Here is a 21727-nt window from a genome sequence, read left to right on the forward strand (position 1 = left end):
AATTTACAATTGTAGATTGACGATTTTAGATTGTACTCGAAAATCTAAAATTTCTCCAAAGCATTTACTTCTTCGCTTCACCACAAATCGTAAATCTAAAATCTTAAATTCGCCTTATGTTAAAATACTTTTCAGCCGACTGGATTTTCCCCGTTTCTAGTGCCCCAATTAAAAATGGAGTAGTTGCTGTTCATCCGAATGGAGAAATAAATCAAGTATTGACTGAAATAGAGACAGTTAACTTAGATTTTGAGGTTGAAAAGTATAAGGGTGCAATTGTTCCGGGTTTTATCAATACCCATTGCCACTTAGAATTGTCGCACCTGATGGGACAAATTCCAGAGAAAACAGGTTTGGTAGAGTTTGTGCAAAGCATTATTAAAAACCGACAAAGTGATGTGGAGCAGATTAATTTAGCTATGCAAATGGCTGATGAGGAAATGTTCGATAATGGGATTGTAGCTATCGGGGATATTTCTAATCATATTGCATCAAAGGCAATCAAAGCAACAAGTAAAATTTATTACCACACTTTTGTCGAAGCGATGGGATTTAATCCAGAAAGAGCAAATGCCATTATGGACTATGCAATTGGAATTAAAAATGATTTTTTACCCTTGTCAGCATCTGTTGTTCCGCATGCACCATATTCTGTTTCGAAGGAACTTTTTACTTTAATAAATGAAGAAGCACAAAATAACAATACATTTATAAGCATTCACAATCAGGAAACGACTGATGAAAATTCATTTTTCGAAAGTAAAACAGGAGGCTTTTTAGATCTGTATAAATTTCTTGGGCTGGACATTTCTTTTTTCGAGCCAACTGGTAAAACTTCATTACAAACTTGGTTGCCATTTATCAAAAAGCAAAAAACGCTGTTGGTTCACAATACAGTTTCGAGCAAAGCTGATATAGAATTTGCGAAACAAAACCATTCAGATTTATATTGGTGTCTTTGTCCGCAAGCCAATTTATACATTGAAAATAATTTGCCTAATGTAGATTTGCTAATGGAGCGAAAAGTTAAAATTACCTTAGGTACGGACAGCTTGGCGAGTAATCATCAACTGAATATTTTGTCAGAAATGAAAACTTTGCAACAAAAAAAGGAAGTGCCTTTCGAGAAACTTTTGAAGTGGGCCACTGTAAATGGAGCTGAATTTTTAAATCTAGAGCATCAGTTGGGAACGATAGAAATTGGTAAAAAACCAGGTTTAAATCTCATTCAATTATCTGACGATTTTTTAATTGAGAGTGATGAAGTGGTGAAGCTATTTTAATGACTTTCTAATTAATGAATAAAGATGTAAGTTTATTAAATGAATTTATATACATTTATATTAACAGTACACGCCACGCTACCCTTAAGAACAGCGTCCCAGGGCGTGTCTTTTGTTTTATAAGCTTTTTGTTTTTTATGTACAATAAGCAGTCACTCGCAATAGACGAACAAATAGTTCAACTGATAAATAGAGGTTTGGTAATCACCGATTCTGACTCAGCCTTTCATTTTCTCTCTCATATTAGTTATTATCGCTTGGCTGGTTATCATAGAACAAAACATAAAGATTATCCACTTGTGTTGCATGAAATACTTACTAAATATTATTCAGCCACAGAATAATCTGAAAATTCAGTTGTTAGATTTGTTAGAGAAATACACAAGTGTAGATCCAAAAGCATTAGGAATAAAACCTCATTGGCAAAATGAATCTTTATGGAAATAAAAAACCCAATCTGTAAACTCTTAAATATAAAATATCCTATCATTCAAGCCGGAATGGTTTGGTGTAGCGGTTGGAAGTTGGCATCAGCTGTTTCTAATGCTAGTGGTTTAGGGATCATTGGTGCAGGTTCGATGTATCCAAATGTTTTAAGAGAACACATTCAAAAATGCAAACTTGCAACCAATAAACCCTTCGGAGTTAACATTCCATTGTTATATCCAAATGTTGAAGAAGTTATTGATATTGTAATTCAAGAACAAGTTAAAATTGTTTTCACATCAGCAGGCAATCCGGCAACTTGGACAAGCTTTTTAAAAGCAAACGGAATTATTGTAGTGCATGTAATTGCAAATACCAAATTCGCATTAAAAGCACAAGAAGCTGGTGTTGATGCGGTTGTTGCCGAAGGTTTTGAGGCCGGCGGACACAACGGGCGAGAGGAAACCACAACGATGTGCCTAATTCCGATGATAAAAAATACGGTGAATATTCCTGTAATTGCTGCCGGCGGAATAGGAAGTGGAAAATCGATGTTGGCCGCTTTTGCTTTAGGTGCCGATGCGGTTCAAATTGGTTCTGCATTTGCTGTTGCAGAAGAATCATCCGCTCATTCGGCATTCAAAAACAAAATTATCTCTTCTGTTGAGGGTGATACAAAATTGGCGATGAAAAAATTGGTTCCTGTTCGGTTATTGAAAAATGAATTTGCCGATGCTGTTTCTCAAGCTGAAGCTGAAGGTGCAAATCGAATCCAATTAATGGAATTATTAGGTAAAGCAAGAGCTAAACTTGGTATGTTCGAGGGCGATATGGAAAATGGTGAACTCGAAATTGGGCAAATCTCAGCCATGCTAAAAGAAATAAAACCTGCCAAGCAGATTTTAGAAGAAATTTGGGCAGAGTTTATTTTAGAGAAAAATAATTTGTCCAATTTAAATTTTAAAGAATATTAATATATGAATACTAAATATTTAATGATTGCCAGTAGTATTTTTCTAGGCTTGATAGGCCTGGTTTGTACTTTTGCGGCCAGTGAGATTTTAATCTATTTCAGGCTGGAAGAATCGGAAATATTTGAACTGATTATTCAAATACTTGGCGCACTATATTTGGGCTTTACGTTATTAAATTGGACAGCAAGAGCCAATCTAATCGGTGGAATTTACAGCAAACCCGTTTCGCTCGGCAACTTTTTACATTTTGTAACTGGTGGAATAACCCTCGCAAAATATTTCTCCAAATATCCTACAAATACTATTTTAATAGTTCCAACGGCTATATATTTAATATTTGCAATTGCTTTTGGGTTGGTTTCATTTGGGCGACATGAATTTAAAAAGCAAGCTTAACATCAATCAAAAAAATTAACTTTGCCTAATTATGAAACACCTTAATATTACGATTACAGGAAAAGTTCAAGGGGTTGGCTTTAGAGAAACCACAAAAATTATTGCCAATCAAATGATGGTTCAAGGTTTTGTTAGAAACGAAAAGGACGGTTCGGTTTATATCGAGGCAGAGGCCGATGAAATGTTTTTAGAAGAATTTGTAAACTGGTGCAATGAAGGGCCAGACCGTTCTCGTGTAGAAAATGTAAGCTTTACCGAAGGCGAAGTGAAAAACTATCGTAATTTTGAAATCTTAAAAAAGTAAAGGAATTGACAATTTTAGATTATTGAATTATGATTGAAAACCTAAAGGTCAAATTGCTCAAATTGTTTATATAAATCGGTTTTAATTTTAGAGATAAGTGTAGCAACTTCAACTCTAAAATCTGAACTCTAAAATCTAAAATCAATTGTCTGTATATAAAAAATTTCTTGGGCAAACGATGGTTTACGGTATTAGTACCATACTATCACGTTTATTGAATTTTATTTTAACGCCAATATTTACCCGGACTTATGCAGCGGCAGCTTATGGTATTTTTACCAAGATGTATAGCTACGCATCTCTAATAAATGCTGTACTCGCATTTGGTATGGAAACCACTTTTTTCCGTTATCTAAATAAGCATGAGAATAAAAAGCAACAGGTATATAATAATTCTTTTTTGGTAATTGCCTTCATATCAGTATTATTTCTAATTACAGGTTTAGTTTTTACTGATCCAATTACCAAATGGTTATTAAATAATAATATGTCTCAGTTTCAAGATCAACGGCGATATGTTCAGTATTTTTTATGGTTGTTGTTTTTTGATGCAATTTGTATCATTCCTTTTGCCAAACTAAGGGCAGATGGAAAACCTTTTCGTTATAGTTTGCTTAAGTTTATTAACATACTTAGTTACGTTTGTTTCAGCTTATTCTTTATTTATGTTGTGCCAGCAATTATAAAACATAACTGGCCGACAGCTCATTTCTTTGTTAGTTTTTTTCGCGAAAAATGGATTGGTTATGTGTTTCTTGCGAATCTTGCTGCAAGCTTAATTACTTTTTTATTGCTTATTCCGGAGTTTCTTAAACTGCAGTTAAAGTTTGATAAGGCAATGTTTATGACGATGCTTTCTTACAGCTGGCCAGTTTTGGTTGCTAACCTATCTTTCATTATCAATGAAAATTTAGACAAAATTCTTTTAGATAAATATTCTACAGAAGTTCAAGTTGGTATTTATGGAGCAGTTTGTAAAATCGCCATCTTTATGAGTATTTTTAATACTGCATTCAGATTGGGTGCCGAACCATTCTTCTTCAGTCATGCTAAAAATGCAAACGCCAAACAAACCTATGCTGCTATTCTCCAATATTTTGTAATTGCATTGGCTATTTTGTTTGTTGCTTTGGTTGCAAATATCGAAATACTTAAATTGTTTATTAGTAGGGATGCAGCCCATAGAGCAGAATATTGGGTTGGCTTACCTGCTGTGCCTTATCTTTTATTGGGCTACGTTTGTTTAGGGATTTATATGAACCTTTCTGTTTGGTATCGTTTATCCGATCAAACCAGGTTTGGTCTTTACATATCCCTTGTTGGTGCTTTTATCACAATCGTGTTTAACATGTTGTTGATTCCAAAATATGGATATATGGGCTCGGCATGGGTTTCAATGGCTGCTTACGCAACAATGACGATTATTTCTTACATCCTCGGTCAAAAATATTACCCAATTCCTTACAACCTTAAAAAGATTTTAGCGTACATAATTGTTTCAACGGTAATCGTTTTCTCTTCTTTTTTCTTGTTTAATAGAAATATCTATATTGGCAATGCAATGCTAATCGCCTTCATTTTGGGGATCGCTTATTTCGAGAAAAAAGATTTGATGAAGATTTTAAAGCGCTAACCATTCGTTCATCCACTCATTCAAAATTCACTCATTCGTGATATGGAAATAAAAATCATCAATAAATCCGAGCATCCTTTGCCTCAATATGAAACTGCTCATGCAGCTGGGATGGATTTAAGAGCATCAATTACCGAAGAAATTGTTTTGAAACCTCTGCAAAGGTTACTAATTCCAACAGGTTTGTTTATAGAATTGCCAATTGGTTATGAAGCGCAGATTAGGCCAAGAAGTGGTTTGGCTTACAAATACGGCATTAGCATTGTAAATTCTCCTGGAACAATTGATGCTGATTATCGTGGCGAAATAAAAGTTTTATTGGTAAATTTATCGGATACGGATTTCAAAATTGTTAATGGAGATCGAATTGCGCAAATGGTGGTTGCGAAACACGAAACGGTGAGCTGGAAAGCCGTTGATGAATTAAATGAAACAACAAGAGGGGAAGGTGGTTACGGCCACACAGGGAAAGGATAAATATAGAATTGAATGATCGAATTTTGAACTTGCGAAACGCTTTAAAAGTTTTCCATTCATTAATACATCACTCATTCATTAATAGAATATGATTAGAATATATGTTTTTCTTGTAGTGCTTTTTTTAAGTGTATCCGCTTTGGGTCAGGTAAAACCATTGCCAACCAATCGGGATAGCAATATGGTAAAGCAACTTTTTTTTGCTGGCCTTCGCGAAAAAATGACGGAGAATTACGCCGTTGCCTCAACTAGTTTTTCTAAAATCATATCGCTCGATCCAAATAATCATGCAGCGCTTTTCGAATTGGCAAATGCCAATCTCCGTCAAGATAAATTGCCCGAAGCTGAGCAAAATATAAAGCAAGCGGTTAAGTTAAATCCCGATAACCAATGGTATTGGAGGTTACTGGGCGAAATTTACAAGCGAACCAATAAAATGCCTGAGCTGATTGATGTATTTAGTCAGCTAACTCGCTTACAGCCAGATAACGATTCTTATTATTTCGATAAAGCAAATGCCCAATTCTTATCAGGACAAATTGAAGCTTCGAAGAAAACTTACGATGAGATTGAAGCCAAGTTTGGAGCGTCTAGAGATTTATCAAAAGCCAAGCAACGGTTTCAGCAAAACGGAAATGCTACCGATAGCGATATTGTAAAACTTTTGGAAGGCAATCAAGCCGACGTAAAAAATTATCTATACGCAGCAGGATTATTGCTCCAAAAAGGCAACGATGTAGAAGCACTTAAAGTATTGATAAAAGCACAGCAACTCGAACCCAATAATTTTGAGGTTAATTTAGGCTTGGCCGATATTTACCGCAAGCAAAAGAATGATGATGCGGCTTTCTCCTCCCTCAAACAAGCTTTCGAAAGTGCAGAAATGCCACTGGATGAAAAGGTAAAAATAATCGCAGCATTATTCCCAAAGTTGGATCAGCCGATTGTTGGCAAAAATGTAACAGATTTAAGTAAGATTGTTGCAGAGAAAAACCCAAGTTCGGCAAAAGCATTGGCGCTTTATGGAGATGTTCTCTATCAGCAAAATAAACTGAACGAAGCGTTGGTTCAGTATCAACTCGCATTAAAACAAAGCGAGCAAGTTTATATCGTTTGGGAGCAGGTAATTAATATTCAAACTTTGTTGGGGCATTATGATGAAGCCATTAAGGTTGGAGAAGAAGCGTTGACCATTTATCCCAATCAGGCCGGCCTTTATTATTACATGGCCTATGCGCAATTTAAAACAGGTAAATATGAGTCTGCACAAACAAATTTAAAAAGTGCCTTGCAGTTAGATGTCGAAAACAAGAGTTTGCAAGCGCAAGTTTATGCGTTGCAAGGCGATATTTACATTAACCAAAATAATTTTGCTTCGGCCAAAATAGCTTTCGAAAAAGCCATAAGCGTGGAGCCTGATAATTATTTGATTATGAATAATTATGCTTTTTACTTAGCATTGAAAAATGATGATTTGGATAAAGCGGCCAAGTATTCGGAAACTGCAGCGAATGCCCTGCCCAATAATCCATCCGTTACCGATACTTATGCCTTCATTTTATTTAAACAGCAAAAGTACGATTTGGCCAAAACTTGGATAGAAAAAGCCTTGCAAAACAATAGCAGTAAGAATGGTGTTTACTTGGAACGTTATGGCGACATCCTTTACATGAAGGGCGATAAAAACGAAGCTGTAATCCAGTGGCAAAAGGCCAAGGAAGCTGGAAACGGCTCTGAATTATTAAATAAAAAAATAAATGAAAAGAAATATTTTAAATAGCATTTTAGTTCTCGTTGCAGTAGCTTCTTTATCCGCTTGTAAACCAAAAAAGGAAATTGTGGTTGCCCCACCAACCAAGCCCGATGTTAAAACGGATAATTCAAAAGCAGAGGCCTTGACTTTATTAAATGGCAAGCAACTTAAATTTAATACACTTTCTTTAAAAGCTAAGGCTACCTTAGATATTTCTGGCGATGCCAATGATGTTGCCATGAACTTTAAAATGAAAGATAAGGAAACCATTTGGGTAAGTATTACCGCTTTGGGCGGCTTGGCAGAGGTTGCAAGAGCTTTAATTACGCCAGATAGTATTAAAATAATGAATAAGCTAAAAAGCGAATACACTAAAAAACCATTCAGCTACATTTATACCTTTACCAACAAACAGGTTAATTTTAACACGCTTCAAGCCATTTTAACTGGGAATGCTGTTGATGAATTTTTGAATGAAAAATCTACACTTAAGCAAGAAAATGGTGTTTGGACAGTTTCTGGTAATAGAGAAACCTTAGATTATAAGTTCTTGTTTAATACTTTATATAAGATTTCTGAAACGAATTTAAACGATTCAAAAGCTGGGCAGGCACTAAAAGTTACCTATACAGACTATCAAAAATTAAACGAATTTTTATTTCCTGGCGCTTTACAGATCAATACACTTTCTGGTGCAAAAAAAATTAATATCAATTTACAGTTTGTAAAAATTGATGGCAATGTTCCGGTCGATTTTCCGTTTACTGTACCAAAGAGATATACAGTAATTAAATAAATTTTATAAGCTATTATTTATTAGAAAAGCTAGGTTCGGTATTTCATTGGAATGTTTAGCCCCGCCATCCGCTATAATCTTTTTACCCTAAATCCCCTAACGGGAATTTGGTAAAAAGTATTACCGCTATTGTCGGGTTTATTAACCAATAATAGTACTCCTATTTGCGCCACCTAAACCCGACCGTAAAGGAAAACCCACAGCCGAGGCACGAGGCGAGGATTTGGATTGAAGGGCGGGAGGATAGCGAGCTATAACCAAAGAAATTTGCTTTTCATAAAATAGAACGGTGTAAATTTTAACTGCAAGAATTGTTCTCGCTTACTATGAAGATTAAGTGAAGAAGGTTATGTAATAAGGATTTAGAGGTTCTGTATCTTCTTTTTAATATATTTTACTGTAAAATTTTTATACTTTTGGCTTAATGAAGCTACAAAAACTTGTATTTACACTAATTTTCTTTTCGTTCGCTCTAACGGCTTCGGCTCAAACCGCAAATGAATTAAAGCGGAAAAAAGAGGCAATCCAACGCGAAATTGAGCAGCTCCAAAAAAATTTAAACAAAACTGCAAGTGGTAAAAAACTTACCCTACAGCAGATTAACACTATAAATACTCAAATTAGGTTGCGTCAGGATAAGATTGGGACCATCAATTCTGAAATAAAAAATCTAGATAACCAAATCTCAAAGAACACGAATACCGTACATACGTTGCAAGGTCAGTTAGGCGATCTTAAAAAGGAATATGCGGGCATGATTAGGTTTGCGCAACGCAACAGAAACTCTTATGATAAGATGATGTTCATATTTGCTGCAAAAGATTTTAATCAAGCTTATAAACGCATTAAATATTTACAGCAGTTTAGCCAATATCGTAAAAAACAGGCGGGTTATATAGAAAATACCCAACAGGATTTAAATGGTAAAATAAAAGTATTAGATCAAACTTTAAGAGAAAAAAGTAATCTCTTAAAAGATCAAGAGCGAGAAAAAGAGCGTTTAGGTAAAGATAAAAACGAACAATCTGTTGCCTTAAATAAATTAAGCAAACAGGAGAAACAGTTTAAGCAAGATATTAATACCAGAAAGAAACAGCAGGCTCAAATAGACAGAGCAATTGCTGCAGCAATTCAACGTGCAATAGAAGAAGCAAGAAGAAAAGCTGCCGAAGAAGCACGTATCGCTGCCGCAAAAGCAGCCGCAGAAGCTAGAGCTGCGGAGGCAAAAGCAAAAGCGGAGAACAGGCCAATACCTAAGGCACCGACCGTTTCTACAAAAGAAAAAACAACTGGAGAGTTATTAACAGCAACCCCGGAAGCCGCTAGATTATCTGCTGGTTTTGAAAACAATAGAGGCAGATTGCCATGGCCAGTTGCAACGGGAAGTATTACTGAAAGATATGGGTCGCATAAAGTTGATTTGGCGAGCTACACAAACGATGGTGTAGATATTACTACTAATGATGGTGCTACAGTTAGAGCGGTTTTTGCTGGAAAAGTATTAACAGTTCAATATATTCAAGGTAGAGGAGTTGTGATTATTATTCATGGTGAATATATTACGGTTTACCAGAATTTAAGAAACGTATCTGTAACTACGGGTAGCAATGTAGACACAAAACAAGCAATTGGTGTTGTTGCAAATACTGGAGATGATGCAATTTTGAAGTTTCAGATTAGAAGAGGTCAATCTACTTTAAACCCCGAGGCTTGGATTAGTAAATAAAAGAACACAGTTTTAAATGTTATATTTGTATAAAATAGATTAGTGATGTATCAAGGCACGTTATTAGAATTTTTAAACATGGGTGGATCAGAGATCGTACTCATTTTAGTAGTAGTTCTTTTGTTATTTGGTGGTAAAAAATTGCCAGAATTAGCACGAGGCTTAGGAAAAGGAATCAGAGAGTTTAAAGACGCATCTGATGGTGTGAAGCGTGAAATTCATAGAAATATTAATGCTATGGATATAGATAAAGAAGAAGAACAAGCCGTAACCAATAGTAATGAACGCCATCACCCAACAGAAGAACCTTCGGTTGATGAGAAAGTAGAACACGGTGTAAATACACCACCACATCCCTCAGTTAGCACTCCCATAGATGAAAAAACAGTAACTGACAGTCAAAAAGTTTAATCAAAAAAAGTTATGTTAAATACAACAATAGCAGCAATGCTTGGAACACCAGAAATAATCATTATTGCGGTAGTGGTACTTTTATTATTTGGTGGTAAAAAAATTCCTGAACTTATGCGTGGTTTAGGTAAAGGTGTTAAAGAATTTAAAGATGGTAAAGACGGGGTTGATGGGGAACAAGTAGATCCTTCTAACCGCGATAAAACCGTTTAATTGCAATAAATTTTAGTTTTGAAGAAATACAGCTCTCTTAAAGAGATACAAACGCTCATTTCGCAAAAGCAGTTAACTCTACCCAATTTATTGGCTTATTATTTTAAGCAAATTGAAGATAACAAACACCTCAATGCATTCAACGAGGTGTTTTTTTATTCGGCAGAAGTTCAGGCTCAAGCGGTACAGCAAAAGATAGAACAAGGTACAGCGGGGAAACTTGCGGGCATGGTAATTGGTATTAAAGATAATATCTGTTATAAGGATCATGTGGTTACGGCATCATCAAAAATGCTTGATGGTTTTGTATCGCCTTATTCATCTACAGTTGTTAAACGTTTATTACAGGAAGATGCCGTGATTATCGGTCGTTTAAACTGTGATGAATTTGCAATGGGTGGCTCTAATGAGACTTCGTATTTCGGTCCGGCAAAAAATGCTGCGAATGCAGAACTTGTTCCAGGAGGCTCATCTGGTGGTTCGGCAGTTGCCGTTCAAGCCGATATGTGTTTATCTGCATTGGGAACCGATACAGGTGGATCTGTTAGGCAACCCGCTGCGTTTTGTGGGCAAATTGGGTTAAAGCCAACTTATGGTCGTATTTCTAGATATGGCGTAATTGCCTATGCTTCTTCTTTCGATCAAGTTGGGCCGATCACTTCATCTGTTGAAGATGCTGCCTTACTTTTGCAGGTTTTGGCAGGCGCTGATGAAAATGATTCTACGGTATCTCCGCTAGAAGTTCCGGATTACCCAGCTCACTTAGAAACGAATGAAAAACAAAAAATTGCTGTTTTAAAAGAAACGATGGAAAGCGATGCGCTCGATCCCGAAATTAAAATGGCCATTTTACAATCAATCGAAAACCTAAAAGAACAAGGCCATACAGTAGAATATGTGTCTTTCGATCTTTTAGATTACCTCGTTCCGGCTTATTATATTTTAACTACGGCAGAAGCTTCCTCAAATCTATCTAGATATGATGGTGTGCACTATGGACATAGAAATACAGAGGCAAAATCGCTTAACGAATTGTATAAAAAATCTCGTGCTGAAGGTTTTGGAGAAGAAGTAAAACGAAGAATCCTTTTAGGAACCTTTGTTTTAAGCGCAGGATATTATGATGCTTATTATCAAAAAGCGCAACAAGTACGGAGATTAATTAAAGAAAAATTAGACGCTTTGTTTCAGGATTACGATTTAATTTTATCGCCTGTGGCACCAACCCCAGCATTTAAAATTGGCGATAACATGCAAGATCCTTTGGTAATGTATATGGCCGATATTTTTACAGTTCTCCCATCACTAAGTGGTAATCCAGCTATCGCGTTGCCATTAGGCAATAATAGTGCAGGTTTGCCGTTAAGTATTCAGTTTACAGCCAAACATTTTGAGGAAGGTAAGCTTCTGGCTTTTTCTCAGGCATTTTTAAAATAGGCATTAGCTCGGTTGAGCTGTGTTATTAATTTCGTTAACCTCGATTCGTGTTTCAACATACGAAAATCGATAATGATTTGTAATGATACAGATTATGGTTGACGAGAATAAACCAAATAGCCCATGATTAAAAAATTACTTTTTACTTCAATTTGTGCTTTTACAGGATTCATTTCTTCCGCATCTGCGCAACAAACAATCAAAACCGATAGCATTTCCAAAGTTCAGAACAACATTTTCGTTAATACAGATACGGTAGCTGTTCCTCTTATTTATGAAAACCCATTGTTAATGGGGCAAAATTATATCTATAAACTTAGGCTCGATTCGATTGTAAAAACCATTCCATTGCCTTACAACGAGTACGTTCAGCAGTATATAGATATTTACGCCAAACGAAAAGATATGTTTGGTAAAATGATCGGACTCTCCAGCTATTATTTCCCGATTTTTGATAAGGCTCTGAAAGATTATAACCTTCCAACAGAAATAAAATATCTAACCATTGTAGAATCTCAGATGAATCCACATGCCATTTCTAGAGTTGGCGCAACCGGAATTTGGCAATTTATGTTTGGCACTGGAAAAGCCTATGGTTTAAAAATGGATAATTTTGTTGATGAACGAAAAGATCCCATTCAAGCCAGTTATGCAGCAGCGGCTTACTTTAGAGATGCCTTTGAAGAGCTGGGCGATTGGTTATTGGCCATTGCAGCCTATAATTGTGGTAAAGGAAATGTTAACCGAGCCATTGACAAAGCAGGATCGAGAGATTTTTGGGAGATTAGACAGTTTCTCCCTAAAGAAACCCGAAACTATGTGCCTGCATTTATTGCTGCAGTTTATGTAATGAATTATTCTGGAAAACATCAAATCACGGCTCAGGCTTGTAACCTCTTTTTAAAAACAGATACTGTTCAGGTTAATAAATTTATCTCTTTATCTACATTGGCAAAAGCGTTAAATGTAGAAGAATCAATTTTGTTTGCTTTAAATCCATCTTATAAGAAGAAAATTGTAAATGGTACGGACGAACTCCCGAAACGGATTGTGATGCCTAAACTTAAAGATTTTGATTATGCCGCAGTTTATGATGTGTTGAACAATTCTGGCGCTGATATGGACATGAGAATTATTCAAGCCAGTACAGATGATGTTCGCGATTTACGTAAGAAAAAAGTTGCTTTCTCAAGCGCTCCCAATTCTAATATTGTTTATCACAAAGTAACTTCTGGCCAAAGCCTTAATACAGTAGCAGATAAATATGGTGTTGAAGTTCAGGATTTAAAAGTTTGGAACGGACTTAAGAGCAAAACAATTGTTCCTGGGCAGAAACTTAAAATTTATACTAAAAATTACAATCGCTTAAAGGCTCCGGCATCTTTTTCAAATTATACTGTAAAAATGGGGGATACGCTTTCAGAAATTGCCGAAAAATTTAATGGTGCAACAGTTCAGAGCATTAAAAGAGATAATAGATTGGCAAAAGCAGGTTTACAGCCGGGCATGGTATTGAAAATAAGTAAGGGGTAGGAATTACTTTTTCATAACATATTTTAGGTTATCAAACAAACGTTCAATCAGCCTTCTGTCGTTTGTAATAATTTCTGCAGATCCCTTAGCTTCCGCTTTTGCTTCTAATGTTGTGCCGTAATTCGTTGTTAATTGGTTAGGGAAATCAACCAAGATTTAGTAAGTTTCTATTTCGTTTTTATCCGTTTTAGCTGTACTTGTGGTTAGCGAAATAGAATTCACTTTTCCAGTTGCCGATCCATATTCATTGTAAGGATAGTTGTCTAATTTAACAATGACCTCTTGCCCTTTCTTTATTTTTCCCGACCCTTGAGATGCAACGATAACTTGGCCGAGTAAATCAGTTTGCTTTGGGATTATTGTAAAAACCTGTTCTCCATTTTGAACAAATTGGTTCTCATTGTAAAATTTTAGAAATTGCACCTTTCCATTAAAGGGCGCTCTAAATACATATTTCTGATTCCAACTTTTAATGTTATCCGTTAAATCATTGTATGCTGATATTAAGGCAATTCGTAATTCCTTTTCCTTTTCTGGTTTGGTTACGCCAAGTTCTTTCAATCTGCTTTCCGTTTGTTGGATTTGTTGTTTAGCTACTGTTAAATTATTTAGCGTATTTTGATAAGCATCTTTAGATGAGATGTAACTCATCTGTGTTTTATCTAATTCAGATTCGCTGATTACTTTTTTCGTGAATAGTGTAGAATCTCTTGAATAAAATTTATGAACGTATGCTAACGTATTCTTTGCCATGATAATCCGTTTTTCAGCAGAGGTTATTGCCATTTGTTGCTCATTTAAAATTTCATGTAAACTCTTTCCCTGCTTATCATATAAATGATGATCTCTAAAATTTATCATTTGTTGGAGCGCAGATGAAAACGCGTAATATTTTATATTTAATTCTCCCAAAGAAAAATTTTTGGGTAAATTTTGAAAAAGTACTAAAATGGAATCGCTATTGGGATTATAAGGCTTAATTAGGCTATCTATAAAATTTACTTGGATTGGATTTGTAGCATTTTCCAAATAGGCAATAACTTGCCCTTCCTTAACATTATCCATTGATTTTATATGGTTTAATTTGATTTTACCATAACTATTGGATACCAACTTTAAAGGGGCGGTATTTGAATTAATTACAATCTGCCCGGAAACAACATCAGGATAGCGCACTAGCCAACCGAAAACAGCCATTAAAATGAATAAGAAAAATACAATCATACTAATCCAGAAACCAAACCGAACAGGCATTCTTTCGATGATGTGTTGTACTTCCTCACTACGTTCTGATTGTAAGGCTACATTTAATTTAGAAGTTTCCATTAATTTTCAATGTTTAGAGCAGCTTCAGCATCCAAACCAGCCATGCCTGTTAAATCCATTTGAGATTGTACAAGTTGGTAATATCGCCCCTTGCGCTCCATTAATAGATCATGATTTCCAATTTCGACAACCATTCCGCTTTGCATCACTATAATCTGATCTGCTTTACGTATTGTACTTAATCGGTGGGCAACTACGATAACTGTTTTGTCTTTAAAAACATCATCAAGCGCATCGGTAATTTTCTTTTCATTAATGGTATCCAAAGAATTTGTAGCCTCATCAAAAAACAAATAATCGGGATTTTTATATAATGCCCTGGCGATTAAAACCCGTTGTTTTTGGCCACCGCTAAGGCCACGTCCCTGCTCTCCCATTACCGTTTGATAACCCAATGGTAGCGCTTCTATTTCTTGAGCAATATTTGCCGTATTCAATGCTTTTTTAAGCTTCTCATAATCAATGCGTTCATCATCCAATACAATGTTATTTAATATGGTATCGTTAAATATTTTACCATCTTGCATTACCGCACCGCATTTATCTCGCCATTGGCGTAAACTAATATTATTGATATTCATATCGCCAATTTTAATTTCTCCATAACTAGGCTTGTACAAACGCAACAGTAATTTTAACAAGGTAGATTTACCACTTCCGCTATCGCCAACAATGGCTGTAACCTTACCTTCTGGAATAATAAGTCTAATGCCCTGTAAAACAACTTTGCCAGTTGGTGTATATTGAAAGGCAACGTTATTTATAATTAAGCTTTTATTGTCAGGGAGCTCAATGCTATTTTGGCCAACGCCCTCATGTTCATCGTCTAATTGGTGGATTTCATTTAGTCTTAAAAAACTAATTTTAGCAAATTGGAAAGAAATAATGAATTGGATAAATTGCTGTACGGGGCCATTGAGCATCCCAATAATAAACTGTGTAGAAATCATTACGCCAAAAGTAATCTCTCCATTTATAACCGCCCTAGCGCAATAGAAAGTAATGAATAAGTTTTTTAAGCTATCAATAAATTGTGCACCCAGGTTTTGTGTGTTGGTAATGCTTAAAACACGAAGGTTTACTTTGTAAAGCCTAGCCTGTATGTTCTCCCATTTCCATCGCTTTTGCTTTTCGTAATTGTTAATCTTGATATCCTGTATGCTGGCGATGGTTTCTACCCAATAACTTTGGTTCTTGCTCACTAAATCAAAATATTCCCAATCTAGTTTTTTCCTAATATTTAAAAAAGCCATTACCCAACCAACATATAGCGCACTGCCAACTAAAAAAATGTAAAATATTATTGGGTTGTAAACGAACATGATTATTCCAAAAACAACAAAAGTTAGGGTAGAAAAAATCATTCCAAGAGAGTTATTCATGATGAAGGCCCTTATTCTTTCATTGTCTTGCGCCCTTTGCAAAATATCGCCAGTCATCTTGTTCTCAAAAAACGTTATGGGCAAGCGCATCAGTTTAATGAGGTAGTCGCTTATTAATGCAATATTTACCCTCGAAGTTACATGAAGCAGGATCCAATCTCTAACCATATTGCTTAAGAGTACACTAACAATTATGGCAACATTAGCCGCTAAAACAATATTAATAAAATCAACATCATGTGTTTGAATGCCGACATCAATTACGGCTTTACTGATAAAAGGCAAAAGACCTTGCAGTATGGTTACCAAAAGCATTACAATTAATAGATTGATAAAGCTTTTTTTATAGGGCTTAAAATAGCCTAAAAAATTTGAGAATGTTTTTCTCCTATCAATCCGTTCAGTCTCTTGGCGTTCGTAAAAATCTGCCTGTGGCTCAATAACCATTAAAATTCCTTTATCAGTGCCTTCCTTTATCCATTTTGAAGCAAATTCATCTGTGTTATATTTAACTCGTCCTCTTGCCGGGTCTGATACATAAATAGTGCCTTCGGTTTTAATTTGATCACTTTTAATTTTCCCTTTGCTTTTTACATCGTAAACTACAACAAAATGGCTGTTATCCCAATGTACAATAGCAGGTAAGGGGATTTTTAACAGCAGCTCGTTCACAGTGCATTTTAGCGATAAACTCCTGAGTCCAATTTCTTCTGAAGCATGGCTTATGTCTAGAAATGAAACGCCCTCTTTAGTTATGCCACATTTATCGCGGAGGTATTGCAGACTATAGAATTTTCCATAATGCTTTGCGATCATTTTTAAACATGCAGGGCCGCAATCCATCATGTCTAACTGTCTCTCGTTTGGGAATTTTTTTATGCTCATATAACGCCCACCATTAGGCAAATATGTAACCAAAGTTTAAAAGCTTACTAAAATGGCGTTCTGGGTACTTTAGGTTGCAAACCAAAGTGGGGCGCAATAATAAAAATATCCCATAATGGGGAAATTTGGGCATAAATATTCACAACAAATAATTCTCTCTGTACGAAAAAATGATACAATTTTATGTAAAAAGTAAAAATTATATGGCGTAGTATTTATACAACAATGCCTTTGGTTATAACCTTATAGGGCATAATGCCCAAATTTGATAGATGGCTATTTTAAAATGGGCAAACACGATGATAGCTTGGCATAGTTTTTTAACAGTAATAAGTCTAATCTTAAATATATGAAAAGACAAGTTTTAAAATTTGACGACATTAAAGGAATGCTTAATGACGATGAAATGAGGGCTGTTTTAGGTGGTATCACTTTCAATGATTTTTATGAATTAATGGATTATATTGCGAAAAATGGAATTACGTCTGATATAGCTAATAAGCATTTTGAAGCAAATGGGGCTTTTGGACTCAATTCAATTGACATTGTTCAAAGTGCAGGCCATGGCAATAATTGGGGCTTTTGGGCAAATTCATCAAATAGTTTCCTTGGGAATTATGAAGGTGGACAAAATTTACCTACAGCAGAAGTTAATAGTACATGGATACCTATTATCGGAGCGCAAAGTAATGCTCTTCAAGTATTTTTAGAATCTTCTGGTAAGGCGTTCTATCGTGGTGATGGATATACAATGGCAATTAAAAATAGTTCTGATATGACTTATGAGAACTTTTGGAATAAGGCTTTTGCTGCCTTTACTGGGGCAACCTTGGCTGCAGTTTCAGGGGGATTATCTACATTGGTAACTTCCTATGTAGGGGCGATTCCAACAAAATTAGTAATTGGTGGTGCTCTTGGTGGTATTGGCGGTGCATTAGCACCGAGTACTTCTAGTAATTCAGAAATAAATAAAGTTCGTAATGATCTCGTTATTAGCGCTTTGCAAGACAACTATATTGCGTTTATGACTCAAGGTCAAGGCTTGAATAGCACCTTGAAATTTACAAATACAACTATATCTGCAATTGCTTTAAGCATTGATATGGCGGATTTGATGAGATCAGTTAAGCAAGATATGGAAAATTTTGGGTACATAAATAGTGATGGACAACTAGTCGGGGCGAAAGGAGACTCATACCTTGCGCATTTTAAAGAAACAATCAATGGTGTTGGTGATGTTCAAGGACTTATCAGCAAGCTTGGAGGTATATCTTCTCGAGGAAGCTATGGAGGAAATAGTGGAAGCACATCCAATGGAAATCAACCTTCGCAAGCTCCGGGAGATCAGCCAATGCCAAATTTAACACCTATTTCTGGAGATGTTGAACTCTATTTTACTTACAGTTCAAATGAACAGATACCTCTAGACACCCATGAAGTAGTTGTAACAAAGGAATATGTTTCTACAATGCCTGGTGTAATAACAGAAGATGGTGTTTTTGTTGACAATAATGGAGATAGATGGCTAATGGTTTATTGTGGGGAGATGCACCCAAGAGGTACTGATGGCACAAATTTTGGAATCGGAAGTGGCAGCAGAACGATAATGCTGCAAAAAATGCCATATTAAAATACAACTTAAAAAAGGGGACGATGTTAAGATTTAAAAAATCCTTAAGTTGGATAGGTTATTGCATATGCTTTTTTGGAGCTTTTTTTTTAACACAAAAATATGGCATTATAATATATTATATATGTAAGGAAACAAAAGATGTTACAAAAGTTCGAAATACATTAAAAGGTACGTGGGTGATTGTAAAAAAAGAAAATTTTAGATTTAATAATGAAGAATTGGGGCATCAGATAAAATTTGGAAAATATGTAAGGTATTTTGAAAGTAGTTATTTTCCAGAAAGTATAAATGTTGTTCATGAAAATGGCTCTTATTCATCCCATAGTAGAAAAGGTTATTATATTCGAGACCCTAACTTTACTGAAGCCAATATGACTTATAATATGAAAATTTTGACTTTGAACCAAGATACACTCAAGTTGGGCATAGAAACTTCTTTAAAGTACCCCCAAAATTTACTGATAATAATCTACAAAAGAAAAAATTAAATAATGGTTTTTCAAAAGGCTAATCCTAATATGACCTCGGCTGAACTAGCTACAGCATTATACAATGCCGCAATATCCGGAAAACTAACGACTATAAATACTGGAGATGATTAATATTTTAAATAATCTTTAACATGAAGAGGGTATTATTTTGGATCATTATATTAAACTTAAGTTATTTCGATGTATCTGCTCAAATTTTGGATACAGCTAATCTAGAGGTTTCAAAAAAATATGTCAGAGTTAAATTTTCTACAAATCCAAAAATTGATGCCCTCTGTATCGAAGGACAAGAATTATATAGTATGTCTTTATTTAGAAAGGGATTAGATTTTTATAAACAAGCAGATTCGCTGGAAGGAAATAATTACCATATTAAAGGTGGTATAGCATGGGGATATATGCACCTTTCTAACTATGGTGTAGCCATTGATAATTTTAATTATGCAATTGCTATAAATAAAACTGATAGCTCTTCCAAAAGAAATATCATATTATGTTATCTATATAAAAAGGATTATGAACGAGCAATATTGGAAGGGAAAAAATATTTAAAGGAATATCCAACGGATCCTGAAAGTTACTATAATCTTATGACTGTATTTTATTATAATAAGGATCCTAAAAACGCTATTAAATTTGGTAAAAGGGCTATTCCTCTATATGAGATAAAAAAAAGCAGATCGATTTATGATGCTTACTATTTTTTAGGTAAAATTTATTATGAGCAACATGACTATAAAAATTCTGATAAAATGTTCCAATTGGTTCGGGCACGTGGGATTAAAATTGAAGATAAATATTTATTGAAACATTAATTTTAGAATTGTATGATTTTTTTGTCTGCACAGCCTGATGAAGACTATTTCATTTGGCAGTTAGAGTTACAGCTTTATAATTTTCGAAAATTAAAAATAGCACCTGAACATGTTCAGGTGCTTATTGGCTTTGATGAAAATAGGGGTCTAAATTCTAAGTTTGCAGATTTTATTAAAGGTGATGATAAAGTTCAATTTTTCATTTATCCAGATACAAGAGAGCTCAAGTTTTATCCATCTTCGCTCCGTCCACATATAATTAAGAAACATATAAGTGCTAATCCGTTGTTAGAGAGGGAGGTTATTTTCTATCATGATTCTGATATTATTTTTAGAGAATTGCCAAACTTTGATCAAATGATTGATGATGATATTTGGTATTTATCAAATGCAAAGTCATATTTAGATTCAACTTACCTAAAGTCGAAAGGCGAAAGCCTGTTTGAAAATATGTGCAGTATTGTTAATATCTCTCCAAATATGGTAGTGGCAAATGATAATAATGTTGGTGGAGCACAATACTTATTAAAGAATACAACTTATGAGTTTTGGGATAAGGTAGAGCAAGATTGCGTGAAGCTTTATTTTATACCAAACGTATACGAAAAACTAAATGATAAAATTATTGGTTTAAATCCGAAGGATAGTGTGCCTATCCAAGCATGGTGTTCTGATATGTGGGCGCTACTTTGGAATTCATGGAGATTCGGCTATAAAACTCAAATACATGATGATTTGGATTTTTGTTGGCCACACGAAGATATAAGCAGGTGGTATAAAACTAAAATATATCACGATGCAGGAGTTCTTGAAGATCAGGCAGATAAGTATTTCTGTAAAAGTTTATTTAAAAATAAAAGCCCATTCTTTGAGGATTTTAGTAAAGTAATTAGCCATTCATGTTCTTATAAATATGTTGAGCATATGAGATTGTTCATTAAAAAAAGAGCTGGTAGGTCATAAATATAAGATCATGAGAATGTTTTTTTTATTGTTGTTTGTTCAATGTTTTTTAATGAAAACTTCGTCAGCTCAGAATTATTCTATAAAAAAGGATACGATTTCATTGGCGGTTTACCTTATTGAATTGAAAGAGTTGAGGAATGAACACGGTGTTTTTGATGAGCCAAGTGAGGTCATAATAATTCCATTTGCCGAACATCCTGTCTTTTCAATAACTGATTTGATAGCCAAAAGAAAATCAAATCCCTTTAGCAGATTGTATAAATTTTAATTATTTTCTTATCTACAATAATTTTGCTGGATATTAAAAGTATGCAAAAAATGAAAGGGTTAATATTCTTAATAATTGTGACCATATGTTTATCAGCAAATTATAGCTTTTCGCAAGAAAAGGATGCCGTAAATAAGTTTAGGCCAATAGGCTTAAAAAATGATCAGGTGTTTGTTAACTATTTTAAAAAATTTAAACTTCTGGTGAAAAATGAGGATAAGATTGGTCTTGCTAAACTAATGGATAATAGTTATTTCACATTACACCTTACATTAGATAAGAAAAACGGGAAAAACTATGAAACTAAAAATATTAGAATTAAAAACCGAAAGGATTTTATAAAATATTATTCTCGAATATTTAATGCGAGGATGAAAATTGTAATTGAGCATAAAAATATTGACGACCTTCATATAAATTACATGGGGGTTCGTCTACATAGAGGCCAGTTTTGGTGGTATTATGATGAGAAGAACAATAGTATAAGGACTTTATCTATTGCGAATTGTAATTATATTTTCCCATAGACTCTTGAAATTCACGCTTGCTGTTATTTATAGATCTTTTAATAATACAAATACCGAAAAATCAAAAAAAAG

Annotated in this window: 22 protein-coding genes; 20 read left to right on the plus strand and 2 right to left on the minus strand. The window is 34.7% G+C overall.

Going from position 1 to position 21727, the window contains the following annotated elements; genetic code table 11:
- Positions 1-116 precede the first annotated feature (116 nt).
- The 14 genes from H7U22_RS11225 (at position 117) to H7U22_RS11290 (ending at position 13362) form a co-directional block, all read left to right on the plus strand.
- Positions 117-1283 (plus strand): amidohydrolase family protein, encoded by a 1167-nt coding sequence (locus H7U22_RS11225; protein WP_187071456.1) that lies wholly within the window; start codon positions 117-119, stop codon positions 1281-1283.
- A 306-nt stretch (positions 1284-1589) separates the two neighbouring features.
- Complete coding sequence (locus H7U22_RS11230) at positions 1590-1730, plus strand: hypothetical protein (protein ID WP_187071457.1); 141 nt, start codon at positions 1590-1592, stop codon at positions 1728-1730.
- Positions 1721-2683 (plus strand): NAD(P)H-dependent flavin oxidoreductase, encoded by a 963-nt coding sequence (locus H7U22_RS11235; RefSeq protein ID WP_222621849.1) that lies wholly within the window; start codon positions 1721-1723, stop codon positions 2681-2683. Before H7U22_RS11230 ends, H7U22_RS11235 begins: the two co-directional genes overlap by 10 nt.
- Before the next feature lie 3 nt (positions 2684-2686).
- Positions 2687-3079: a hypothetical protein gene (locus H7U22_RS11240; protein WP_187071458.1), complete on the plus strand. Its 393-nt coding sequence runs from the start codon at positions 2687-2689 to the stop codon at positions 3077-3079.
- Positions 3080-3110: 31 nt separating this feature from the next.
- Positions 3111-3383, plus strand: a complete 273-nt coding sequence (locus tag H7U22_RS11245; protein ID WP_187071459.1) for an acylphosphatase — start codon at positions 3111-3113, stop codon at positions 3381-3383.
- 145 nt (positions 3384-3528) lie between these two features.
- Positions 3529-5016: a lipopolysaccharide biosynthesis protein gene (locus H7U22_RS11250; RefSeq protein ID WP_248284728.1), complete on the plus strand. Its 1488-nt coding sequence runs from the start codon at positions 3529-3531 to the stop codon at positions 5014-5016.
- A gap of 42 nt (positions 5017-5058) precedes the next feature.
- Positions 5059-5493 carry a dUTP diphosphatase gene (gene dut, locus H7U22_RS11255; protein WP_187071460.1) on the plus strand — a complete coding sequence of 145 codons (435 nt, stop codon included), beginning with the start codon at positions 5059-5061 and terminating at the stop codon, positions 5491-5493.
- Positions 5494-5581: 88 nt separating this feature from the next.
- A complete protein-coding gene (locus H7U22_RS11260) occupies positions 5582-7273 on the plus strand; it encodes a tetratricopeptide repeat protein (protein ID WP_187071461.1) in 1692 nt (563 codons plus the stop codon).
- Entirely contained in the window at positions 7251-8042 is a 792-nt protein-coding gene (locus H7U22_RS11265; protein ID WP_187071462.1) for a DUF4292 domain-containing protein, read from the plus strand. The genes H7U22_RS11260 and H7U22_RS11265 overlap by 23 nt, the downstream gene beginning before the upstream one ends.
- 424 nt (positions 8043-8466) lie before the next feature.
- The gene (locus tag H7U22_RS11270) at positions 8467-9768 is read left to right on the plus strand and encodes a murein hydrolase activator EnvC family protein (protein WP_187071463.1); all 1302 of its coding nucleotides are present in this window, start codon (positions 8467-8469) and stop codon (positions 9766-9768) included.
- A gap of 45 nt (positions 9769-9813) precedes the next feature.
- On the plus strand, positions 9814-10179 hold the full coding sequence (locus tag H7U22_RS23400) for a Sec-independent protein translocase subunit TatA/TatB (RefSeq protein WP_187071464.1): 366 nt from the start codon (positions 9814-9816) through the stop codon (positions 10177-10179).
- 12 nt (positions 10180-10191) lie between these two features.
- Complete coding sequence (locus tag H7U22_RS11280; RefSeq protein WP_029287719.1) at positions 10192-10392, plus strand: Sec-independent protein translocase subunit TatA/TatB; 201 nt, start codon at positions 10192-10194, stop codon at positions 10390-10392.
- An 18-nt stretch (positions 10393-10410) separates the two neighbouring features.
- On the plus strand, positions 10411-11829 hold the full coding sequence (gatA, locus tag H7U22_RS11285) for an Asp-tRNA(Asn)/Glu-tRNA(Gln) amidotransferase subunit GatA (protein WP_187071465.1): 1419 nt from the start codon (positions 10411-10413) through the stop codon (positions 11827-11829).
- Between the two features lie 123 nt (positions 11830-11952).
- Complete coding sequence (locus tag H7U22_RS11290) at positions 11953-13362, plus strand: lytic transglycosylase domain-containing protein (protein ID WP_187071466.1); 1410 nt, start codon at positions 11953-11955, stop codon at positions 13360-13362.
- Between the two features lie 156 nt (positions 13363-13518).
- Here the strand turns inward: H7U22_RS11290 and H7U22_RS11295 are convergent, their stop codons facing one another.
- Together H7U22_RS11295 and H7U22_RS11300 are read right to left on the minus strand one after the other, a co-directional pair.
- A complete protein-coding gene (locus H7U22_RS11295; RefSeq protein WP_187071467.1) occupies positions 13519-14688 on the minus strand; it encodes an HlyD family secretion protein in 1170 nt (389 codons plus the stop codon).
- On the minus strand, positions 14688-16955 hold the full coding sequence (locus tag H7U22_RS11300) for a peptidase domain-containing ABC transporter (RefSeq protein ID WP_187071468.1): 2268 nt from the start codon (positions 16953-16955) through the stop codon (positions 14688-14690). Before H7U22_RS11300 ends, H7U22_RS11295 begins: the two co-directional genes overlap by 1 nt.
- 349 nt (positions 16956-17304) lie before the next feature.
- Between H7U22_RS11300 and H7U22_RS11305 the strand changes: the two genes are divergently transcribed.
- The 6 genes from H7U22_RS11305 (at position 17305) to H7U22_RS11330 (ending at position 21655) form a co-directional block, all read left to right on the plus strand.
- Positions 17305-18585 (plus strand): hypothetical protein, encoded by a 1281-nt coding sequence (locus tag H7U22_RS11305; protein WP_187071469.1) that lies wholly within the window; start codon positions 17305-17307, stop codon positions 18583-18585.
- Between the two features lie 23 nt (positions 18586-18608).
- Positions 18609-19076 (plus strand): hypothetical protein, encoded by a 468-nt coding sequence (locus tag H7U22_RS11310; RefSeq protein ID WP_187071470.1) that lies wholly within the window; start codon positions 18609-18611, stop codon positions 19074-19076.
- 134 nt (positions 19077-19210) lie between these two features.
- The gene (locus H7U22_RS11315) at positions 19211-19894 is read left to right on the plus strand and encodes a tetratricopeptide repeat protein (protein ID WP_187071471.1); all 684 of its coding nucleotides are present in this window, start codon (positions 19211-19213) and stop codon (positions 19892-19894) included.
- 12 nt (positions 19895-19906) lie between these two features.
- Positions 19907-20857 carry a hypothetical protein gene (locus H7U22_RS11320; protein ID WP_187071472.1) on the plus strand — a complete coding sequence of 317 codons (951 nt, stop codon included), beginning with the start codon at positions 19907-19909 and terminating at the stop codon, positions 20855-20857.
- 52 nt (positions 20858-20909) lie between these two features.
- Entirely contained in the window at positions 20910-21128 is a 219-nt protein-coding gene (locus H7U22_RS11325) for a hypothetical protein (protein ID WP_187071473.1), read from the plus strand.
- A gap of 50 nt (positions 21129-21178) precedes the next feature.
- The gene (locus H7U22_RS11330) at positions 21179-21655 is read left to right on the plus strand and encodes a hypothetical protein (RefSeq protein ID WP_187071474.1); all 477 of its coding nucleotides are present in this window, start codon (positions 21179-21181) and stop codon (positions 21653-21655) included.
- Positions 21656-21727: the final 72 nt, after the last annotated feature.

Source organism: Pedobacter fastidiosus (genome assembly GCF_014306625.1).
GTDB classification, from domain to species: domain Bacteria; phylum Bacteroidota; class Bacteroidia; order Sphingobacteriales; family Sphingobacteriaceae; genus Pedobacter; species Pedobacter fastidiosus.

Excerpts from the sequence above, each read along its gene's own strand:
- H7U22_RS11225 (WP_187071456.1), top strand. The coding sequence starts at position 117 with ATGTTAAAATACTTTTCAGCCGACTGGATTTTCCCCGTTTCTAGTGCC.
- H7U22_RS23400 (WP_187071464.1), top strand. The coding sequence starts at position 9,814 with ATGTATCAAGGCACGTTATTAGAATTTTTAAACATGGGTGGATCAGAG.
- H7U22_RS11295 (WP_187071467.1), bottom strand. The coding sequence starts at position 14,688 with ATGGAAACTTCTAAATTAAATGTAGCCTTACAATCAGAACGTAGTGAG.
- H7U22_RS11330 (WP_187071474.1), top strand. The coding sequence starts at position 21,179 with ATGAAAGGGTTAATATTCTTAATAATTGTGACCATATGTTTATCAGCA.
- H7U22_RS11230 (WP_187071457.1), top strand. The coding sequence starts at position 1,590 with ATGAAATACTTACTAAATATTATTCAGCCACAGAATAATCTGAAAATT.
- H7U22_RS11240 (WP_187071458.1), top strand. The coding sequence starts at position 2,687 with ATGAATACTAAATATTTAATGATTGCCAGTAGTATTTTTCTAGGCTTG.
- dut (WP_187071460.1), top strand. The coding sequence starts at position 5,059 with ATGGAAATAAAAATCATCAATAAATCCGAGCATCCTTTGCCTCAATAT.
- H7U22_RS11245 (WP_187071459.1), top strand. The coding sequence starts at position 3,111 with ATGAAACACCTTAATATTACGATTACAGGAAAAGTTCAAGGGGTTGGC.
- H7U22_RS11260 (WP_187071461.1), top strand. The coding sequence starts at position 5,582 with ATGATTAGAATATATGTTTTTCTTGTAGTGCTTTTTTTAAGTGTATCC.
- H7U22_RS11325 (WP_187071473.1), top strand. The coding sequence starts at position 20,910 with ATGAAAACTTCGTCAGCTCAGAATTATTCTATAAAAAAGGATACGATT.
- H7U22_RS11310 (WP_187071470.1), top strand. The coding sequence starts at position 18,609 with ATGTTAAGATTTAAAAAATCCTTAAGTTGGATAGGTTATTGCATATGC.
- H7U22_RS11265 (WP_187071462.1), top strand. The coding sequence starts at position 7,251 with ATGAAAAGAAATATTTTAAATAGCATTTTAGTTCTCGTTGCAGTAGCT.
- H7U22_RS11290 (WP_187071466.1), top strand. The coding sequence starts at position 11,953 with ATGATTAAAAAATTACTTTTTACTTCAATTTGTGCTTTTACAGGATTC.
- H7U22_RS11235 (WP_222621849.1), top strand. The coding sequence starts at position 1,721 with ATGGAAATAAAAAACCCAATCTGTAAACTCTTAAATATAAAATATCCT.
- H7U22_RS11300 (WP_187071468.1), bottom strand. The coding sequence starts at position 16,955 with ATGAGCATAAAAAAATTCCCAAACGAGAGACAGTTAGACATGATGGAT.
- H7U22_RS11315 (WP_187071471.1), top strand. The coding sequence starts at position 19,211 with ATGAAGAGGGTATTATTTTGGATCATTATATTAAACTTAAGTTATTTC.
- H7U22_RS11280 (WP_029287719.1), top strand. The coding sequence starts at position 10,192 with ATGTTAAATACAACAATAGCAGCAATGCTTGGAACACCAGAAATAATC.
- H7U22_RS11305 (WP_187071469.1), top strand. The coding sequence starts at position 17,305 with ATGAAAAGACAAGTTTTAAAATTTGACGACATTAAAGGAATGCTTAAT.
- H7U22_RS11320 (WP_187071472.1), top strand. The coding sequence starts at position 19,907 with ATGATTTTTTTGTCTGCACAGCCTGATGAAGACTATTTCATTTGGCAG.
- H7U22_RS11270 (WP_187071463.1), top strand. The coding sequence starts at position 8,467 with ATGAAGCTACAAAAACTTGTATTTACACTAATTTTCTTTTCGTTCGCT.